The organism is Pseudomonas asturiensis (assembly GCF_900143095.1).
Classification (GTDB): domain Bacteria; phylum Pseudomonadota; class Gammaproteobacteria; order Pseudomonadales; family Pseudomonadaceae; genus Aquipseudomonas; species Aquipseudomonas asturiensis.
The window spans coordinates 263113-282383 of the sequence record NZ_FRDA01000001.1; the positions used below are offsets into that span (position 1 = coordinate 263113).

The window sequence follows — 19271 nt, forward strand, 5'->3', positions numbered from 1 at the left end:
GGGACCGGATATGCAAAGCAATGATGACAACCAGACGGTGCTTTCCGATCTGCGTTCAGCGGACGGCCGTGACAGGCGGCTGACCGATTCCGCTGACTCACATCCGTTCGAGAGTCTTCAGGAGCGGCTCGCCTACAGCGCAAGGCACGCGCCCGTAAAACGCCTCGACATTCATATCAATCCACTCGTCGCTGCAGCCAGTGATCTGCTGGTACAGCTTTCGCGACTGGCCATGGCCCCTGCGGTGGGCGATGTCCGCCCGATGAACAGGCAGTTGATCGATCAGGTGAAGCTTTTCGAGGCTCACGCTCATCACCACACCATAGAGCACGATCAGATGCTCGCGGCCCGCTACGTGCTATGCACGGTGCTGGATGAGGCTGTGCTGACAACCTCATGGGGCAGCACCAGTAATTGGTCGACGATGAGCCTGTTGAGCCATTTCCACAAGGAGACATTCGGCGGCGAGAAGTTCTTTCAGTTACTGGAGAAGCTGGGCAGTAACCCCCACAGGCATCTTCATATGCTCGAACTGATGTACCTGTGCATGGCCCTCGGTTTTGAAGGCAAGTACCGCGTGACGTTGCGCGGTGCTGACGAACTGGAGGGCATTCGTGATGGGCTTTATCGACAGATACGCCAGTTGCGGGGCGATGTGCCGCTGACCCTTTCGCCTCAATGGCGAGGCCTGCAGGAGCCGCGCGCGGATCACCCGCGGCTCGTCCCGTCATGGCTGATTGTGATGTTTACCCTGATGACGTTGACGGTGATGTATTCAGGGTTCGCCTGGGTTCTGGGCAAGCATCGCGAGACCGTCCTCGCGCCGTACCACATCGTTGATTCCGTGGCGCCTGGCCGTGCGTCGCAAAACCGAGAGGCACCATGAAAACCCTTTTTAAACACGTATTTTCCGTGCTGCGCAAAACCTGGGCCTGGTCGTTGTTGACGGTGCTGGGCATGATCATGCTGATCTGGTTTTTCGGCCCGTTGCTGGCCGTAGCAGACCAGCGGTTCTGGGAAAGCGCGGTTTCACGTCTGCTGGCAGCCAGCGTCCTGCTGCTGTGCTGGGGGCTGGTAATGGTCGCGGCCAACGGACGTGCGGGCAAGCGTCAACAACAACAGCAAGACAGTGACGTCGATAAGGAACAGTTGCAGCAGCGTATTGCGATCGATAAAGAGCGTCAGGAACTTGCCCGGCGCTTTATGGATGCGTTGCGGCTGATCAAGCGTTCGAGCCTGTACGGCAACCAGGGTGAGTCATGGCGTCAGGCGTTGCCGTGGTACTTGATGATCGGCCCTGAAGGCAGTGGCAAGACCAGCCTGCTGGATTTCTCCGGACTCGATTTTCCGCTCAACAAGGTCGAGCGCAAGCTGACCCGCGACACCCTGAGCACGGCGTACTGCGACTGGTACCTGACCGATCAGGCCGTCATCATGGACACGGCCGGCCGCTACCTGAGCCAGGCCCGATCCGAGATCGACAGCAGCGCGTGGCGTAAGCTGTTATCGCTGTTGCGTGACCGGCGCCGCGCGTGCCCGCTCAATGGTGTGCTGATCACGTTGCCAGTGGACATGCTGATCGACAGCAAACCGAATCGGCTCGAATCCCTGGCCGAAACGGTTCGCGCCCGCCTGGATGAACTCCATCGACAATTGCGTATCGAGGTGCCGGTCTACCTGGTGCTGACCAAGGCCGATGCGGTTGAAGGCTTTGATGAATTCTTCGATCAACTGTCCATGGAGCAAAGTCGACAGGTGCTGGGCGCAACCTTTCGCAAAGGCGAGCGCGGCAACGATATCGCGGTGGTCGGACAGGCACTGGAAACGCTGCTGAAAAGGCTGAGCAGCCAGGTCATCACCCGTCTCCACCAGGAGCGCGACCCTCAGCGCCGCGCACGAATGCTGGAGTTCCCCGATCAACTGGAGCGTATCGGCAGCGGCCTGAACGTTTTTGTCGAAATGGCGTTTTCGGGAAACCGCTACCAGCGCGCGACTCACCTGCGCGGGTTTTACCTGACGCGGGCGCCTCATCGGACCGATCTGGCAGATGCGTTGCCAGGCGCAGCGGCCAGCCAGGAGACCGGCGGCCTGCCTTTGCACCATGCAGGACGGCCAAGGTTTATCCATGACTTGCTGGCTCATGTGATTTTTCCCGAATCCAGCCTGGCGATGCTCGACAAGGCGGTGCGTCGCGTCATCGACTGGCGGCAGCGCGCCCTCTACAGCGGTGCTGCGCTGGTGGTGCTGGCGGCTGGCGCAGTCTGGGCCAACGGGTTCAGCGCCAATCACGACCGTCTGGAAACACTGCGTCTCACCGCCCAGCAATTGTTTCAGCAGCGTGCGCAGATTGCGCCGCAGCACGATGTACTGACGCTGCTTGATGCCTTGAATACGCATTACCAGTCCACTCGGGTCTTTCCCGCGACCGAAGCGCTGGGCTTGATCGAGCGCAATGGTCTCTATCAGGGCGAGGCTGCCAACAGGACGCTGCTGGCCAGCTACCAGGCGCAACTGCAGCAAGCGTTGTTGCCACGCGTGGCGCGTCAGCTCGAGGCGCAATTGCAGGTAGACACCGCGAATCGTGAGCAACTGCTGGGCAATCTGCGTGCGTACTTGATGCTCACCCGGCCGGAGCGACGCGACCGCGTCTGGTTGAAAGAGTGGGTGGCCGCCGACTGGTCGATCCGCTATGCCGGCCATGCTCAGGCGCAACGTCAGTTGAACGAACACTTGCAGCGTCTGCTGGACCTGCCCTTCGATTATCCCGCCAACGCCACGGTGGTGGCGCAGGCTCGCGAATTGCTGCGCAACGAGTCGCTGGCCAATGTCGTCTACAGAGTATTGCGAGACAAGGCCCGCAGTCTCCCTGATTACAGTCTGGCCCAGCGAATCGGCCCACAGCGGATGTTGCTGTCGGGAGCCGACTATCGAATCCCGGGTTTCTTCACTCGTCAGGGTTATCAGCAGTATTTCGTGGTCCAGGGCGCAGGCGTCGTAAGTGAGATCCTGCGCGACAATTGGGTGCTGGGTGATCGCGCAGAGCTGGACACCACCGACATGCGCAGATTGATGATCGAGCTGGAGCAGTTGTACTTCCGCGATTACGCCCATCACTGGTCAGAAGCGGTGGCGCAGACCGCCCTGCAACCTTTCGAAGGCCCAAGGCAGGGTGCCTTGCAGATGGCCGGTCTGACTGCCGCCAACTCCCCCATGGTGCAATGGCTGGTCGAGATTCGCGACAACACCCGTTTCCCGACCCTGGCCGAGAGCATCGACAAGCTGGCATCCGTCGAGACGACAGGTGCGCCGCTCAATGCTGTGGGCAAGGTGGCGTCAGCGGTAGGCACACAGGTGCAGCAGGCGCTTGCAGAGAGCTTGCCTGATGCGCCGAAGAAGGCATTGCAACGCCGCTTCGACCCGTTGCATCGACTGCTGGATGAAGAGAGCGCACCGGGTGCCGACCTGACGACAATGCTGGTTGCCCTGGATGAGCTGCAGCTACAGATGGCCGCGCTGGGCCGATCGGGACAGCCCGAAGTGGCGGCATTCGAAATGGCACGCGCACGCATGAACGGCCAGCGCGATGCCTTGAGCAGTCTGCGCAACGCGGCTGCGCAGCTCCCACAACCGATAGGCGGATGGTTCAATGCGCTGGCCGAGGATGCCTGGAATCATGTGCTGCATCTGTCTTATCAATACGTCAATCAACGTTACAAGGAAGAGCTCTACAGCTTCTACGGGCAGGCGCTCGACAAGCGCTATCCGTTTCATGCCCACAGCAGCAGCGATGTGGCGCTCAATGATTTTCGCGAGTTCTTCAAGTCGCAGGGCGTTGCCGATCGTTTTTTCAACCGTTACCTGAAGCCCTTTGTCAGTGGCGAACCCGGGCATTACCGGTTACGCAGCGTCGACGGCTACAGCCTGCCGATGAGTCGTGCCTATCTTGACCAGATGAGCGGTGTGCAGGCAATTCGTGACAGCTTTTTTGCAGGCGGCACTCAGGAACCGCTGGTGCAGTTCAAGCTTGAGCCCTATACCCTGGATTCGACAGTCAGCCGCGCCGAGTTTCGTCTGGGCAACCAGTCGATGGAATACCGTCACGGGCCTATCGTGCCGGTCGCGTTCACCTGGCCGACCGAGATCGAGGATGGTCGCGCCAGTCTGGTTATGGACAGAATGGTCGGCCGTCCACTGGGTATCGAGAAAAACACAGGGCCGTGGTCGCTGTTCCGTCTGCTGGAACTGATGCAGACCGAGCCGTTGAAAGGGCGTGATGTGTGGGTGCTCAAGGCCGATGTCGGCGGGATGCGCGCCAACTACCTGCTGTTGAGCCAACGCTCTGCGAACCCGTTCGACATGTCTGTGTTGCGCAGGTTGCGCATGCCTGCGCAGCTTTGAGGGGGTGTGACACGATGCCGGACGTGCTTTCAGGTCGCTACAGCATCGAGCGACTGCTCGGCACTGGCGGCATGGGAGCCGTTTATCAGGCACGCGACCTTCTGCATGAGCAGCTCGGCGAGCCTGAGCCTGCTATCGCGATAAAAGTGCTTAACGATGACCTCGTGAAGGCCCCGGATGCTGCTGCCTTGCTTTACAGCGAGTTTGCCTTGACCCGGCACCTGCATCATCCGCATGTGATTCGACCCTATGCGTTCGAGGTGGACGCTGATTCGGATCGGGCGTTCATGACGCTTGAGCTCATGCGCGGCATGCGTCTTGATCAATGGCTTCATCGACGCCCGCACGGCCTGCCGTGGGACCAATGTCGCGAGGTCGCGATTGCGCTACTGGATGCACTGGCGCATGTCCACGAACGAGGCGTGGTGCACGGCGACGTGAAGCCGGGCAACGTCATGCTTACCGAGCGCGGCGTGCGACTATTCGACTTCGGCCTTGGGCGCCCTGTCGACGGTGTGCTCGACGGGTTGCCGCAGCTGGATCGCCAGCGTCTGAAGGCCTGGACACCCTGTTACGCGGCACATGAAATACTCGAAGGCGGTCCGCCGACAAGCCAGGCCGATGTGTACGCTGCGGCCTTGGTGGTCTACGAAATGGCCGCTGGCAGGCAAGGTTCAAGTATCGTCGGGTCGGGGACGAGGTGTGCAGTTGCAGCGCTGGAAAAACCTGCCGGTATGCCGTCCGGTTACTGGTCCTCCTTACGTCAGGCACTCATGAGTGACGGCCGCGACAGGCCGATCAGCGCCAGGCAATTGCACAGGGTTTTTCAGGCTGCGCCGCACAGCCGACTCAGGCAGTGGTTCAAACGCTGATTACCCGATCGCTCGGCAACCGCTATCGTTAAGTCGGCCGTAATCACTCATCAGCACTCAAGGACGCCCAATGCACAGCCTGGACTGGCTCGCCCATCACATGGAACACAGCGACACGTTTGCGCAGTGGCTGCATCAACAATTCAACTATGAATTCGCCGATCAGTCGCTCGCTGACTGGCAGCACGAATTCTCCCAAGGTCAACACAACAATGACTGGACCTGTCTGATCGCGCATGAGCAGGGGCAGTTATTGGGTGGCGCGGCGTTCGCCGATAACGACTTGTCCGATCGACCGGATCTCGGGCCCTGGCTTGCCTGTGTGTTCGTAAAACCCGAGGCACGGGGCAGGGGGCTTGCAGCGCAATTGATCGAAGGCATCTGCCGTCACGCCAGGGCCCGGGGGGTGACCCGTTTGTACCTCCACACCCACGACCAACAGGCGTATTACGCCAGACGCGGATGGAGCGTCCAGGAGCGTTTCGACGCCTGGGGCAAGGCGCAATGGCTGATGTCGCGCGAACTGTAGAAGCGAGCGACTGACGTCATTCAATCGAGCAACTGCACCAGCTGCGACTCCAGCGATGCAGGCTGTACGTCCAGCAAAGCGAGCGTCACCGGCAGCTTGAAACGACGGCGTCCCGCGCTGCCCGGATTCAGGTAAAGCCGTTCGCCACGCCATTCGATGCACGGCTTGTGCGAATGGCCGGTGACCACCAGTCTCACGGGGTCGCTGGAGGGCTCTTCCAGCAGGGCAGGTACATCGGCGATGTCGTGCACCAGCAGCACCTGCCAGCCATTGAGCTTAAAGCGCAGGTGGTCGGGGAGGGTGTCAGCCCAAGTCGCGCCCATGTCGTTGTTGCCACGCACAATGTGCAAGGGGGCGATGGACTTGAGCTGTTCGACGATCTCGGCGCTGCCGATGTCGCCGGCGTGGACGATGTGTTCGCAACCTTCAAGCGCGGCAATGGCTTCAGGACGAAGCAGGCCGTGAGTGTCGGAGATGATGCCGATTTTCATGAATGATCCCTTATGACGTGGACGCAGTGCCGACGCAGTGCTAACCACGTGGCAGTCTTTCGTCCAGACAGACCGTTGACTGAATGAACCGGATTTTAATGCGAGAGATGTCACCGCCTCTTTGATGCTGCGCAGTGTACAAGGCTTGCGCTATGTCATCCATAAGCGTACCGTTCGGTTCACTTATGAGGAGGGTCGCATCATGTCAGCCACTTCGAACGCCTGTCTGGTTCACGAATCGATCAAGCCCGTCATCGGGACGCGTGTCTTCAATGACAAGGAACAACTCCTCAGCGGGACGCTGGCGGGGGAAATACGCGACTTGCTGGAGCAACGGGGCGTTCTGGTGTTTCCGCAGATTGGTTTTACCGACGCCGAGCAGATTGCATTTACGCAAACCCTGGGCACCTTTTCCGCCGAGGCCAGCGACGGCCGCAACATCACTAAAATCACCCTGGATGTGAAGCAGAACCCGGCCGGTGCCGAGTTTCTGAAAGGATCGTTTTACTGGCACATCGATGGAACGCGTAATGACGCACCGATTCTCGCGTCACTGCTGTCGTGCAAGGCCACGGCAAGTTGGGGTGGCAACACCGGATTCTGCAACACCTACGCGGCGTACGAAGCGTTGTCCGAGGCTGACAAGCAGCGTTACGAGGACCTGCGCGTGCTGCACGCGCCCTGGGCTTCGTTGCTCTATTACAACCCGGAACCGAGCCTGGCCATGCTTGAATCGATGCAGGCCATTGGCGAGAAGGAATTGCCGCTGGTATGGAAACATCGCTCGGGCCGCAAGTCGCTGATCCTGGGATGTACGGCGCATCACGTCATTGATGTCGATCACGCCGAGAGCGCGCGGATTCTCGTCGGACTGCGCCAATGGGCGACCGGCGAGTCGTTCAGCTATAGCCATGCGTGGCAGGTAGGCGATCTGGTGATCTGGGACAACACCGGTACCCTGCATCGCGCCGAAGCCTATGACCCCGAGTGTGGTCGGATGATGCATCGAACCAAGCTTGCGGGCGAAGAGCCCTTCGAGTGAACTCAGTGCATAAATAAACCAGGATGTACATTTATGCGTTGACGCGAACGGGTCAGGCGTCTAAAAATACACACCCTGGTGCAGTTATGAGCGGGTGTTGCTCATCACATTTTCGCGACATTTGGCCGCCTATCATCGGCCGATTCCCCCTACGCTCAACTGTTGTCATTCGACCGGAGAACTGACATGTGCGGACCCAAGGAACCCATTGCAGGTGTGTTTGTACTGCTGCTGTTGGCGGCAGGCGGGTGGGCCGCGCAGGAGCCGTTTCCGCACAGTGGCATCGAGGTGTTGCCTGAACCGCAGATGAGCAGCAAGGCACTCGCCGAACCCATTGCTGCCCTGCAACTGCAGTCCGTTACGCTCGATACTCGCCTTCGGTAAGGCTGGCAAAGAAGATACAGCCCACCAGTCTGGCAAACAGGCTGAGGGTTTCGGCCAGGTCAGGGTCGTCGAACAGGGCCAGGCGCGAATCCAGTGCGCACAATGCGCCGAACAAACGGCCATCCGGGAGAAAGATCGGCACTCCGGCATAGCTCTCGATGGCGTATTGCTTGACGATGGGAAGGTTCGCGTAGCGACCATTCTTGCTGACCTCGGGCACGAACAATGCCTGAGGATTACGTCGGAATTCGCTGCACAGCGTCGTCTCCAGCGCGAATGCGTCACCGTCCTCCATGCCGATGTGGCTGGGGTCATACACCGAGCAGGCAACCCAGTCGGCTTCGGTAAACTTTGCGATGCCGGCAAAGCGCATGCCGGTCAGGCGTGTCACCAGCCTCAGCACGTTAGTGGTCGCTTCTATCTCGGCAATCGCCGAACGCTCCTCGGCGGTCAGCAGGACGCGAGTGGCCGTCAACTCAGATGCCATTGATTTCTCCGAATTCAGGGACCGTTCATGGGGTGTGCGCAAGTATCGCATAACGGCCCGATACGACATATGCCAGGTTTGGCAGCGCCTTTCTGTGTCCAGTGTGAAGACGTGCACGTTCAGCGTGTAGTAATAAAACAGCGCTCAGAATACGGTTATTCGTATAGCAGGATTTAAGTGCGCCACACATGTGTAATGATCATGGGGTCGTGTATTTATTTTTTTATCGGGTCGATTGAATAATTGAATCTTTTCATTCGGAGCGGGTCGTGCGTCGTGTAATAAGAGTGTTTGCTCTAAGTTTAAAGTTTCAATCAGGCAGGCCGAAAACCAAGAACTGGAGCAGCGGCAGGGAGTGGCCAATTGCATTATTTTAATATGTCATAAAGAGCCAATTATGCTGAAAACGATACTGGGTAATATCACGGTCAGGTCTAAACTCGTTTTGGGGTTTACGCTGGTTATTCTGTTGACGGTGCTGATTGCATTTACCGGATGGAATGGCATTCTGACGATGAACGACCGCAGTGAGCGGACTGCAGACATCGGCAAGCTGAGCACGTTGACACGTGACATGCGCATTGCCCGCCTGTTGTTCATCATTAATTACGACGCTGAGCGCGCCAGCAATTGGCTCAAGGCCTATGACACCCTCGACAATCACGTGCGCTATGTCGCCACCGTCTTTACGTCAGCGGCCAACGTGCCGCTGATCCAGGCATCGCAGACAGCCATGAAGGACTATCGAGTTCACTATGACAACCTGATGCGGGCGACCGAGGCCCGGGAGGCAGCCAGAGCGGCCTTCGGACGACAGGGTGATTCTGCAGCCGAGGCGTTACGCAAGTTACAGGTTTTCGCCAACTCCGGCGAGGGCAGTGCTGAAGCACGCGAAACAATGGCGCAAGCGATGGCGGTGTTTCAAAAGATGCGCTTTGATGTGCGTGGGTATTCATTTTCATTGAAAGCCGACAGTCTGTTGCTTGCGCACTCGTCAATAAAAGAAACGATCGATTTCATGAACAACTTGCAGGGGTTCACCGGTCAGGCTGATACCCTCCAGCAAGTTTTGACGAATTTGACGGCCTACCAAAACACGATTGAGCAGTTCGTCAATGCTCAGGCCAGCATTGATCAAGCTCAGGCGGGTATTTCAAAGAACATCGATATTCTTCTGTCGTCGACGGACCAGCTTTCCAAAAATCAGGTCACGCTGAGAATGGAAGACATGGACGAGGCCAGAACATTGCTGATCCTCTGGCTGGCCGCCGCAATCGTCGCCAGTGTGCTGGCCGCGTGGGTGATCACTCGCCTGATCGTCGGTCCGCTACTGGAGACGCTGAAACTGGCCGAGCGCGTGGCCGATGGCGACCTGACTCATGACCAGGTCATCACTCGCAAAGACGAGCTGGGCCTGTTGCAAGGCAGCATGCAGCGCATGACGGGTAATTTGCGGGATCTGATGGGCGGGCTGCGCGATGGCGTGACCCAGATCGCCAGTGCCGCGGAACAGCTCTCTGCGGTCACCGAGCAGACGAGCGCAGGCGTGAACACGCAGAAGACCGAGACCGACCAGGTTGCAACCGCCATGCATGAAATGTCGATGACGGTACAAGAAGTCGCCAGGAATGCCGAGCAGGCTTCACAGGCAGCGGTCAATGCCTCCAAAGAAGCGCGTGAGGGAGATGGTGTGGTTGCCAAAGCCATTGTGCAGATCGAAAGTCTGGCAGGCGAGGTCGAGCATTCCAAATCTGCAATGGATGGCCTGAAAAGCGAAAGCGACAAGATCGGTGGCGTGCTGGATGTGATCAAAGCGGTTGCCGAGCAGACCAATCTGCTGGCGCTCAACGCTGCAATTGAGGCGGCGAGAGCCGGGGAAGCCGGCCGAGGCTTTGCTGTGGTCGCTGACGAAGTCAGAAGCCTGGCCCAGCGTACGCAAACCTCGACTGAGGAAATTGCCTCGCTCATCGGTGGGCTGCATACGCGTACCACACAGGTGGCGACCATACTGGAGAGCAGCCGCAAGCTCACCGAAAACAGCGTGGAATTAACGCGTAATGCCGGCAGGTCGATCAACAGCATCACGCAGTCCATTTCAACCATCGAGACCATGAATCATCAGATTGCGGCGGCAGCCGAACAACAAAGTGCAGTGGCCGACGAGATCAACAACAGTGTTCTGAAAGTGCGCGATATTTCCGAACAGACCGCATCGGCGAGCGAGGAAACGGCCTCTTCAAGCATTGAGTTGGCGCGTCTGGGCGTTCATCTGCAAGGGCTGGTCAGCCGTTTCAAGGTCTGACACCGAAGCGGCGGCTGGGCGACTCGGTGCGGGCGCAATGCGCGTACCGGGTTATCGCCCCCAGATTTCCAGCGCATACTCGACAAAACTGCGCAGCTTCGGTACGCGGTAGCGATCCTGCACATACAACAGGTTCATGGGCCGTATGGGCAGCTGATAGTCCGGCAGCAGCGCCACCATCTGACCGTCCAGCAGGTCGCGCTGCACCAGTGCGTCAGGCAGCATGACAATGCCCATGCCTGCACGGGCCGCCTGGTAGAGACCTGTCGAGGTATTGACGACCATCGAGCCTTCTACATCCACCACAACGTCGCCTTCGGGCCCGGTCATGCGCCAGCGTCTGCCGACATCACTCCAGTCATCGCCGGCCGGGTAGGCGAACGCCAGGCAGTTGTGCGCGCGCAGGTCCTGGGGGCGGGCTGGCGTGCCGTGGCGAGCCAGGTAATCGGGCGAGGCGCAGATGGTGAGGGTGTAATCCTGCAAAGGTCTGGCAATCATCGGCAAGGAATCGGGCAGAGTGCCCAGCCTGATCGCAATGTCGAAGCCGTTTTCGATCAGGTTCAGTCGCTGGTTGCTGAGCACCAGATCGAACCTGACGTCGGGAAAGCGTCGGGAATATTCGACCAGTGCCGGGGCCAGCACCTCGGAGCCAAAGGTCAACGGTGCAGTGATGCGAAGGGTACCTGCCGGTTCGCCCTGCGCCTGTTCGGCAAGTTGCTCGGAAGCAGCCACCAGGCCCAGCACCTCCAGACAGCGCTCGTAGTAAGCCCTGCCGAACTCGGTCAGGCGCTGACGGCGGGTGGTGCGGATCAGCAGGCTGACGCCCAGACGCTGCTCCAGCGAGCGCAGATGGTTGCCGACCATGGTGGTGGAGATCGAGCACGCCTGGGCGGCGGCTGTGAGGCTACCGCCTTCGACGACCTTGACGTACACCGTCATTGCCTGAAAAAGGTCCATTATCAATCCCGACTTTAAAATGATTGAAGTGTTACGGGGTTTATCCAGTATGGGTGGCTAACCATACTGCAAAAATACCTTGTGCACCTATGGAGCGACACAGCATGACCACTGCCTGCCTGATGACCACTTATCAACCGCTGGCCCTGAGTTTCAGCCACGGCCTGGGCACTCGCCTGTGGGATCAGACCGGGCGCGAGTATCTGGATGCCGTGGCGGGCGTGGCGGTCACTAATATCGGTCACTCCCATCCTGTGCTGGTAGAAGCGATTCGCGAGCAGGCAGGTCTGTTGTTGCATACCTCCAATCTGTACAGCATTGACTGGCAGCAACGCCTGGCGCAGAGGCTGACGGGGTTGTCGGGTCTTGAACGGGTGTTTTTCAACAATTCCGGTGCCGAAGCCAACGAAACGGCGCTCAAGCTCGCGCGTCTGCATGGCTGGCATAAGTACATCGAACGGCCGCTGGTGGTGGTCATGGAAAACGCCTTCCACGGCCGTACGCTTGGCACGCTGTGCGCCAGTGACGGCCCGGCGGTGCGCTTGGGGTATGGAAGCCTGCCGGGTGACTTCGTCAAGGTGCCGTTTGGTGACCTGGCGACCTTCGACAAGGTCTGCGTCACCCACGGCCACAGGATTTGCGCTGTACTGGTCGAGCCGATTCAGGGCGAGGGCGGTGCACGGGTCGCCCCGCCCGGTTACCTCAAGGCCTTGCGTGAGCGCTGCACAAGGCGGGACTGGTTACTGATGCTCGATGAAATCCAGACCGGTATGGGGCGTACGGGGAAGTGGTTTGCGTTTCAGCACGAGGGCATCGTGCCTGATGTCATCACGCTGGCCAAGGGACTGGGCAACGGCATCCCCATTGGTGCGTGCCTGGCGCGGGGCAAGGCGGCGGGGCTGTTCACGCCGGGCAGCCATGGCAGTACGTTTGGCGGCAACCCGCTGGCATGCCGCGCAGGGTGTACGGTCATCGACATCATTGAGCAGCAAGGGTTGGTGGAAAATGCGCGGCAACAGGGGCAACTTCTGCTGGAGCGTCTGCAGGCTGTATTGAAGGGCCATCCGCAGGTGCTGGAAATCCGGGGCAGGGGTCTGATGATTGGTATCGAATTGCTACAGGCGATTCCTGGGTTGACGGCGCTGGCAGCGCAGGAGCACGGCCTGTTGATCAATGTCACCCGGGGCAAGATCATCCGTCTTTTGCCGCCGCTGGTGCTGGATGCCGCCGAGGTGGAGATGATCGCACAAGGCATCGTCGCAACGCTGGACAGCGCCACGGGCGTGCGACTGGAACGCTCGGCCTGACAAGACCGTTTGCGGGTCAGGGCTATGCCGGGCTGTACCGTGGTGCCTCATATGCGGTAGAACAGGGGAGCATTGCGTGTGTCGACGCAATGGCTACCCCATGGATTCAAAAGGAGCGCACCATGTCAATCCGGTCCCTGACCCTCGCCACCCTGCTCGTCGCTGGCGGGCTTTTCACTGCCGGCCCGGTTTTCGCCGCCGACAGCGACAGCCCGTTGGCGCAGGAGCGTGGCAAGACACGTCCCCTGATCATCATCGCCCCCAGCACCGTCGATCCGACGCTTGTCAGCATCAAGAAGGCGCTTGATGAGCCTGCCAATCGTGAAGCCTTCGCGCAGCGTAACATGGTGCTGTTCACGGTGATCAACACCATTGGCGAACGCAATGGCAAAACCATGGATGCGCAGTCCACCATGGCCCTGATCCGCGAGCTGAAACTGGGCGCTGGCGCGAAAACCAAGGTTATTCTGGTGGGCAAGGACGGGGAGAAGAAGATCGAAAAGGAAGGGGTCGTCGATCCGAAGGAAATCTTCGCCACCATCGACCAGATGCCGATGCGCGAACGGGAAGCCAGCGCACCGCCGCCAGAGCCTGAACCCAAACCTGCACCTGCCGAAAAGGCCGGAAAACCGGTTAAGCCTGCGGCGGGCAGTAAAACCCTGGACGATTGATTGCCGCAGTGGGGCGTGATTGCGAAGGGCAAGCACGCCTGCACTCACTACCAACCGACGCAGTTACTCGCCGCGTATGTACTGTTCTAGCTGTTGAATCAGGCTGGCCTGTTCATCGATGGCTTCCTTGACCAGGTCGCCGATGGAGAGCAAGCCCAGCAGTTCACCGTTCTCCACCACCGGCAGGTGGCGCAGATGGCCGTCGGTCATGATGCCCATGCACGCCTCGACACTCTGCTGAGGATCGACGGTGATCACTTTGCTGCTCATGATCGCGCTGACGGGCGTGCCGACTGAGGAGCGGCCCTTGAGAATCATCTTGCGTGCATAGTCGCGTTCGCTGACCACCCCGACCACCGCACCCTTCTCGACCACCGGCAGGGCCCCGATGTTCTTCTCGGCCATCAGCCTGAGCGCATCGAGCACCATTTGATCCGGGGCAATGGTGTGCACTTTCTGGTTCTGTTCAGCTTTTAATTTCAACAACTGGGCGACGGTCTTCATGGCGCTCTCCGGGATGAGGATGACTCTGTGTCTGGGCACAGTGCTGTCTGCTACAGAATCGTGCAGTCAGTGCAATCCAGCAAGTCGCAAAGCGACTACAAGCAGTTGAAAACCCGACAGTCAGCTTTACGACTGGCCAGTCTGAGCCTCAACGGCCTCAAGAAATGACGACAAGGGCATGGGCCTGTTCAGGTAATACCCCTGAGCCTCGTCGCAGGCCAATGACTGCAGGCTGGTGAGTTGTTGCGCGGTTTCGACGCCTTCTGCAGTGATGGTCATCGACAGGCTGCGCCCCAGCTGAATGATGGCCTGGACGATCGAGTGGCTTTGGGTATTGGTGTCGATCTCGTTGATAAAACTGCGATCGATCTTCAGTGCATCGAACGGGAACATCTTCAGGTAGCTCAGCGACGAGTAGCCGGTCCCGAAGTCATCCATCGACAACCTTACGCCCAGTGCCTTGAGTTGATTGATCAGCTTCAGTGCCGCGTGTGCGTCATGAATCATCACCCGCTCTGTCACTTCGAGTTCCAGCCGATGACTGGGCAGGCCGGTCCTGATCAATACCTGGCGCACGCGCTCCACCAGACCCGGCGTACGGAATTCCACGGCAGAGATGTTTACCGACACGCGCAATGTATCGTCCCAGCGCGCCGCATCGCTACAGGCCCGATGCAGCACCCAGTCGCTCAGCGCCACAATCAGCCCATTGTCCTCGGCCAGACCAATGAACTGATCGGGCATGCACAGTCCAAGCGTGGGATGTTCCCAGCGGATCAGTGCTTCGGCACCGGATATCCTGCCGCTGGCGATGTTGTAACGTGGCTGGTAGCGCAAACTGAACTCATCGTTTTTGATGGCCACACGCAGGTTCTTTTCCATCTCGCGCAGTTGGGTGATGCGCGTGCTCATGATCTCTTCGTAGAATCGCCACGTATTACGGCCTTCTTTTTTCGCCTGATAGAGCGCCAGATCGGAAAACCGAATCAGGTTCTGGCTGTCCTGTGCGTGCTGCGGGAACAGCGCAATACCGATGCTCAGGCCGATCGACACTTCCTGGTTATTGAGCGTGAAAGGCCGGCCGATGAGGGCGATCAAACGCTCGCACAGGCGTTCTATGTCGTCGATCGTCGCAAGGCTCGTCGTCACCATCAGGAACTCGTCGCCCCCTTGCCGGGCCAGCAGACCGCCCGTTGGCAGGCAGCGTGATAGCCGCTCAGCCACTTCCCGGAGCACACTGTCACCCACGCTGTGGCCAAAGATGTCGTTGATGGGCTTGAAGCTGTCCAGGTCCAGATTCAGCATGGTGACTGCAAAACCGGGCTCATGACGGCGCTCAAACGTGCGATTCAGGAAAGCCTGCATCTGGGTGCGATTGGGCAGGCCGGTCAAGGCATCGTGCTGAGACAGGTGAAACAGCCGCGTCTGGTTTTCCACTTCCTGAGTAATGTCCGAGGCAATCCCCAGATACCCGACGATGCGCGAATCGAGCACGATGGGCCTGACGGCAATGTTGCTGGTCCGTACCGAACCCTGGAGCGAATAGTGCGTGCAACGCAGCACGGCGCGCTCGTCCGAAGGGCGTTCAGTGCGAACCCACTCTTCCAGAGACTGGGTCGGACTGGTCAGCAGTTGAGTAAGATGGCGGCCTTTCCAGGGCAGCGATGCGTGGCCGGTCACGCGGGTAAAGCGCTCTGAAAGGTAGGTGATGCGCAGCTGCGCATCGGTTTCCCAGACCCAGTCCGAGGCGCTTTCAGCCACGTTGCGAAAACGCTCTTCGCTGCTGAGCAGCGCAGCCCGGCTCTGGTTGATGAGTTCGAACTGTCGATCCATCAGTTCGGCGGTCCTGATGGTTTTTCTGGAAACGCGTCTGGCGACGAAGGCCAGGGTCATCAGGAACAGGATCAGAACCGGCAGCAGTCCGCTCACCAGCTTCATGCCCGGCCGCTCCGGGTCCCAGCGCAACAGCAGGCCGGGGGCGATTTCCAGCGATGGAAGGTGTTTGGCATCCTGGGCATCGGACGCTTCGCGCAAGCCATGCAGGCCATAGAGCTGCCCCATGGTTCTCAGCTTCTGGGGCGTCAGCGTATAGGCCAGAACCAGTAGCGATTGAGCGGAGTCGGTCGGTTGCACCTGATCATCGCCTCCGGTGGTCAGCGGCGCAGCGATCAGCAGTACCGGAACATGATTGACCCTGCGCATCTGGGTAAAGACTTCATCCTCGCCCGCAGGCTCGCGGGCCTGGGTCACCAGTTGATCCTGACCGCCGTCCAGCCAGTCTGTCAGTTGCAGCGTGGCCAGTTCGCCCTTGTCCACGGCGTAAGAGGTCTGATTCTGCCCATCGATGACAAACACCCCTTCGAACTCGAAATCGGTGTACAGCGAGGCACCAAGGTTGTTACGCGTATACGCCCACTCCTTGTCGACCTTGATGTGCAGATGCTTGTAAGCGTCTCCCCAGAACGCGTTGTCCTTGAAGGTCGCTACCAGGGCTTTTTCCCTTGATTGCCAGATTTTTTCGACCAGCCGCTGACTCTGCTGCGCTGCGCTTTGATTCAACTGCCAGGCGATATAGAACAACGAAGCGATCATGACAGACGAAAGCGCGCCCAGCAGGCCGGCCATGGTCAAAAGGGTGCGGCGCGCCAGAAACGTGTTGCCACGAACGGTGACTGGCAGGGGATCAAGCGAATCGAGCGATTTCATTACTGCTATTCCAGGGTCAGTAGCGTCCACACGACAGGTTGCGAACAGAAAGGCTTCACTTACCTGTGGCGGGTGCGTCCACTCGGATGTGCAGTCCATGGCCACATACGTGTACCGGGTTATCGGCTCAGACAAATGTTTCTTGAACCGACCGTCAGGCGCGCACGTGCAGTCATAGCCACGTAGAATCAGGCGCTTAATCGTCTGATCGAGGTTGTACCGTTGGAGTTACAGCAGGGCTTCATTCTGAGCCGGCACTGGCAGGACACGCCCGCCGGGACTGAAGTCGACTTCTGGCTGGCGACCGATGACGGCCCGCGCCACATCCGCCTGCCGTGCCAACCCTCTGTCGCGTTCATTCCCGCCGAACAGCAGGAGCGCGCCCGTTCATTGCTGCGGGCCGAGCGTGGCGTGGAGTTGCGGCCGCTGCAATTGTGCGACTTTCGCCATCGGCCGGTGCTGGGGGTGTACTGCCAGCAGCATCGGCAATTGATGAACATCGAAAAACTGCTGCGCAAAGGCAACGTCGATGTCTACGAAGCCGACATCCGGCCGCCCGAACGCTACCTGATGGAGCGCTTCATCACTGCGCCTGTGCAGTTCAGCGGCACGGCGAATGCCGAAGGTGTGCTGTGCGATGCGCAGATCAGGCCCGCTGTGGCGTATCGTCCCCGATTGAAACTGGTCTCGCTGGACATCGAAACCACGGCGCGTGGCGAGCTGTATTCGATTGCGCTGGAAGGCTGTGGTCAGCGCCAGGTGTACATGTTGGGGCCTGCCAACGGTGGCAACGAGGCGTTGGACTTTCAGCTCGACTACTGCGACACCCGCGCGCAGCTGCTGGAGCGGTTGAACGAATGGTTGGCGCTCCACGACCCCGACGCGATCATTGGCTGGAACGTGGTGCAGTTCGACCTGCGGGTGCTACACGAGCATGCCCAGCGCTTGAACATTGCGCTCAAGCTGGGCCGTGGTGGCGAGGCCATGGGCTGGCGCGAGCATGGCAGCCGCAATAATCATTTTTTTGCCGACATCAGCGGGCGGCTGGTCATTGACGGGATCGAAGCGTTGCGGTCGGCGACCTGGAGCTTTGCGTCGTTCAGTCTGGAGAACGTCGCACAGACCCTGCTGGGCGAAGGCAAGGCTATCAGCACGCCGTATCAGCGCATGGATGAAATCAATCGCATGTTCGCCGAGGACAAACCGGCGCTGGCGCGTTACAACATCAAGGACTGTGAACTGGTCACGCGGATCTTCGCCAAGACTCAACTGCTGACGTTTCTGCTCGAACGCGCCACCGTCACCGGGCTGCCCGCCGATCGCAGTGGCGGCTCAGTCGCTGCGTTCTGCCATTTGTACATTCCGCTGATGCATCGCCAGGGTTTTGTCGCGCCCAATCTGGGCGAGCGCCTGCCCGAAGCCAGCCCCGGCGGTTTTGTCATGGACTCGCAGCCGGGCCTGTACGAATCGGTGCTGGTGCTGGATTACAAGAGCCTGTACCCGTCGATCATTCGCACCTTTCTCATCGACCCGGTCGGGCTGGTCGAAGGCCTGCGTCACCCGGATGACAGCACCTCGGTGCCGGGTTTTCGCGGCGCACGGTTTTCCCGAACGCGGCACAGCCTGCCAGCCATCGTCGAGCGCGTCTGGCAGGGGCGGGAAACAGCCAAGCGGGAACAGAATGCACCGCTGTCCCAGGCATTGAAAATCATCATGAACGCGTTCTACGGCGTACTGGGCTCCAGTGGCTGTCGGTTTTTCGATCCGCGGCTGGCATCGTCCATTACCCTGCGCGGGCATGAAATCATGCTCAAGACCCGCGAGCTGATCGAGGCGCAGGGCTACACAGTGATTTATGGCGACACTGACTCGACCTTCGTCTGGCTTGGCCGACCGCATGGCCAGGAAGAGGCGGCAGGCATCGGCACGGCGCTGGTCCGGCAGGTCAACGACTGGTGGCGCGAGCATTTGCAGAACACCTATGGTCTGGACAGTGCCCTTGAGCTGCAATACGAGACACACTTCAAACGCTTTCTGATGCCGACCGTTCGCGGCGCAGAGGAGGGCAGCAAGAAGCGTTACGCCGGGCTCGTCATCCGCGCCGACGGCAGTGAAGAAATGGTCTACAAGGGGCTGGAAACCGTTCGTACCGACTGGTCGCCCCTGGCCCGGCAATTTCAGCAGGAGCTGTACCTGCGGATCTTCAAGCGTCAGCCGTATCAGGATTATGTGCGCGACTATGTGCGGCGCACACTGGCAGGCGAGCTGGACGACCTGTTGATCTATCGCAAACGTCTGCGCCGCAAGCTGGACGACTACCAGCGCAACGTCCCGCCCCACGTGCGCGCCGCGCGGCTTGCCGATGATTACAACGATCTGCAGGGCCGTCCGCGCCAGTACCAGAGCGGCGGCTGGATCAGCTATGTGATGACCCTGGCCGGGCCTGAACCCCTTGAAATCCGTACCGCGCCCATCGACTACGACCATTACGTGACCCGCCAGCTTCAGCCGCTGGCCGATGCCATTCTGCCGTTCGTGGATGACGACTTCGGCACCTTGATCGGCGGGCAGCTTGGGCTGTTTTAACCCGTTTTTTTCTGGATGCAGGCACTGTCCTGCGC

At 59.5% G+C, this 19271-nt stretch carries 15 protein-coding genes; 10 read left to right on the forward strand and 5 right to left on the reverse strand.

Annotated elements, in window-relative coordinates; genetic code table 11:
- Nucleotides 1-10 precede the first annotated feature (10 nt).
- The 4 genes from icmH to BUB69_RS01380 all read left to right on the forward strand — a co-directional run bounded on the left by icmH (nt 11) and on the right by BUB69_RS01380 (nt 5799).
- Nucleotides 11-886, forward strand: a complete 876-nt coding sequence (icmH, locus tag BUB69_RS01365) for a type IVB secretion system protein IcmH/DotU (RefSeq protein WP_245825246.1) — start codon at nt 11-13, stop codon at nt 884-886.
- On the forward strand, nt 883-4398 hold the full coding sequence (gene tssM, locus BUB69_RS01370) for a type VI secretion system membrane subunit TssM (protein WP_073161930.1): 3516 nt from the start codon (nt 883-885) through the stop codon (nt 4396-4398). Before icmH ends, tssM begins: the two co-directional genes overlap by 4 nt.
- 14 nt (nt 4399-4412) lie before the next feature.
- Nucleotides 4413-5270, forward strand: a complete 858-nt coding sequence (locus tag BUB69_RS01375; RefSeq protein WP_073161931.1) for a serine/threonine-protein kinase — start codon at nt 4413-4415, stop codon at nt 5268-5270.
- Between the two features lie 70 nt (nt 5271-5340).
- The gene (locus tag BUB69_RS01380; RefSeq protein ID WP_073161932.1) at nt 5341-5799 is read left to right on the forward strand and encodes a GNAT family N-acetyltransferase; all 459 of its coding nucleotides are present in this window, start codon (nt 5341-5343) and stop codon (nt 5797-5799) included.
- Between the two features lie 20 nt (nt 5800-5819).
- Here BUB69_RS01380 and BUB69_RS01385 read toward each other — a convergent pair whose 3' ends face one another.
- Nucleotides 5820-6290: a metallophosphoesterase family protein gene (locus BUB69_RS01385; protein ID WP_073161933.1), complete on the reverse strand. Its 471-nt coding sequence runs from the start codon at nt 6288-6290 to the stop codon at nt 5820-5822.
- A 202-nt stretch (nt 6291-6492) separates the two neighbouring features.
- On the opposite strand from BUB69_RS01385, the gene BUB69_RS01390 reads away from it, so the two are divergent.
- The gene (locus tag BUB69_RS01390) at nt 6493-7332 is read left to right on the forward strand and encodes a TauD/TfdA dioxygenase family protein (RefSeq protein WP_073162238.1); all 840 of its coding nucleotides are present in this window, start codon (nt 6493-6495) and stop codon (nt 7330-7332) included.
- Nucleotides 7333-7518: 186 nt separating this feature from the next.
- Nucleotides 7519-7716 carry a hypothetical protein gene (locus BUB69_RS01395; protein ID WP_073161934.1) on the forward strand — a complete coding sequence of 66 codons (198 nt, stop codon included), beginning with the start codon at nt 7519-7521 and terminating at the stop codon, nt 7714-7716.
- Here the strand turns inward: BUB69_RS01395 and BUB69_RS01400 are convergent.
- Nucleotides 7691-8203 carry a GAF domain-containing protein gene (locus BUB69_RS01400; protein ID WP_073161935.1) on the reverse strand — a complete coding sequence of 171 codons (513 nt, stop codon included), beginning with the start codon at nt 8201-8203 and terminating at the stop codon, nt 7691-7693. The two genes, BUB69_RS01395 and BUB69_RS01400, sit on opposite strands and share 26 nt — an antisense overlap.
- A gap of 397 nt (nt 8204-8600) precedes the next feature.
- Here BUB69_RS01400 and BUB69_RS01405 point away from each other — a divergent pair, with 397 nt between their 5' ends.
- A complete protein-coding gene (locus BUB69_RS01405; RefSeq protein ID WP_073161936.1) occupies nt 8601-10505 on the forward strand; it encodes a methyl-accepting chemotaxis protein in 1905 nt (634 codons plus the stop codon).
- A 51-nt stretch (nt 10506-10556) separates the two neighbouring features.
- Here the strand turns inward: BUB69_RS01405 and BUB69_RS01410 are convergent, their stop codons facing one another.
- The gene (locus BUB69_RS01410; RefSeq protein WP_073161937.1) at nt 10557-11462 is read right to left on the reverse strand and encodes a LysR family transcriptional regulator; all 906 of its coding nucleotides are present in this window, start codon (nt 11460-11462) and stop codon (nt 10557-10559) included.
- Between the two features lie 104 nt (nt 11463-11566).
- On the opposite strand from BUB69_RS01410, the gene BUB69_RS01415 reads away from it, so the two are divergent.
- Both BUB69_RS01415 and BUB69_RS01420 read left to right on the forward strand, forming a co-directional pair.
- Complete coding sequence (locus BUB69_RS01415) at nt 11567-12769, forward strand: aspartate aminotransferase family protein (protein ID WP_073161938.1); 1203 nt, start codon at nt 11567-11569, stop codon at nt 12767-12769.
- Between the two features lie 122 nt (nt 12770-12891).
- Nucleotides 12892-13440, forward strand: coding sequence for a DUF4174 domain-containing protein (locus BUB69_RS01420; RefSeq protein WP_073161939.1), 549 nt, complete (start codon nt 12892-12894; stop codon nt 13438-13440).
- 63 nt (nt 13441-13503) lie between these two features.
- On the opposite strand, the gene BUB69_RS01425 is transcribed toward BUB69_RS01420, so the two are convergent.
- Both BUB69_RS01425 and BUB69_RS01430 read right to left on the reverse strand, forming a co-directional pair.
- On the reverse strand, nt 13504-13944 hold the full coding sequence (locus BUB69_RS01425) for a CBS domain-containing protein (protein WP_073161940.1): 441 nt from the start codon (nt 13942-13944) through the stop codon (nt 13504-13506).
- A 126-nt stretch (nt 13945-14070) separates the two neighbouring features.
- Nucleotides 14071-16650: a bifunctional diguanylate cyclase/phosphodiesterase gene (locus tag BUB69_RS01430; protein WP_073161941.1), complete on the reverse strand. Its 2580-nt coding sequence runs from the start codon at nt 16648-16650 to the stop codon at nt 14071-14073.
- Between the two features lie 222 nt (nt 16651-16872).
- Here BUB69_RS01430 and BUB69_RS01435 point away from each other — a divergent pair, with 222 nt between their 5' ends.
- A complete protein-coding gene (locus BUB69_RS01435; protein WP_073161942.1) occupies nt 16873-19236 on the forward strand; it encodes a DNA polymerase II in 2364 nt (787 codons plus the stop codon).
- The last annotated feature ends 35 nt before the right edge of the window (nt 19237-19271 follow it).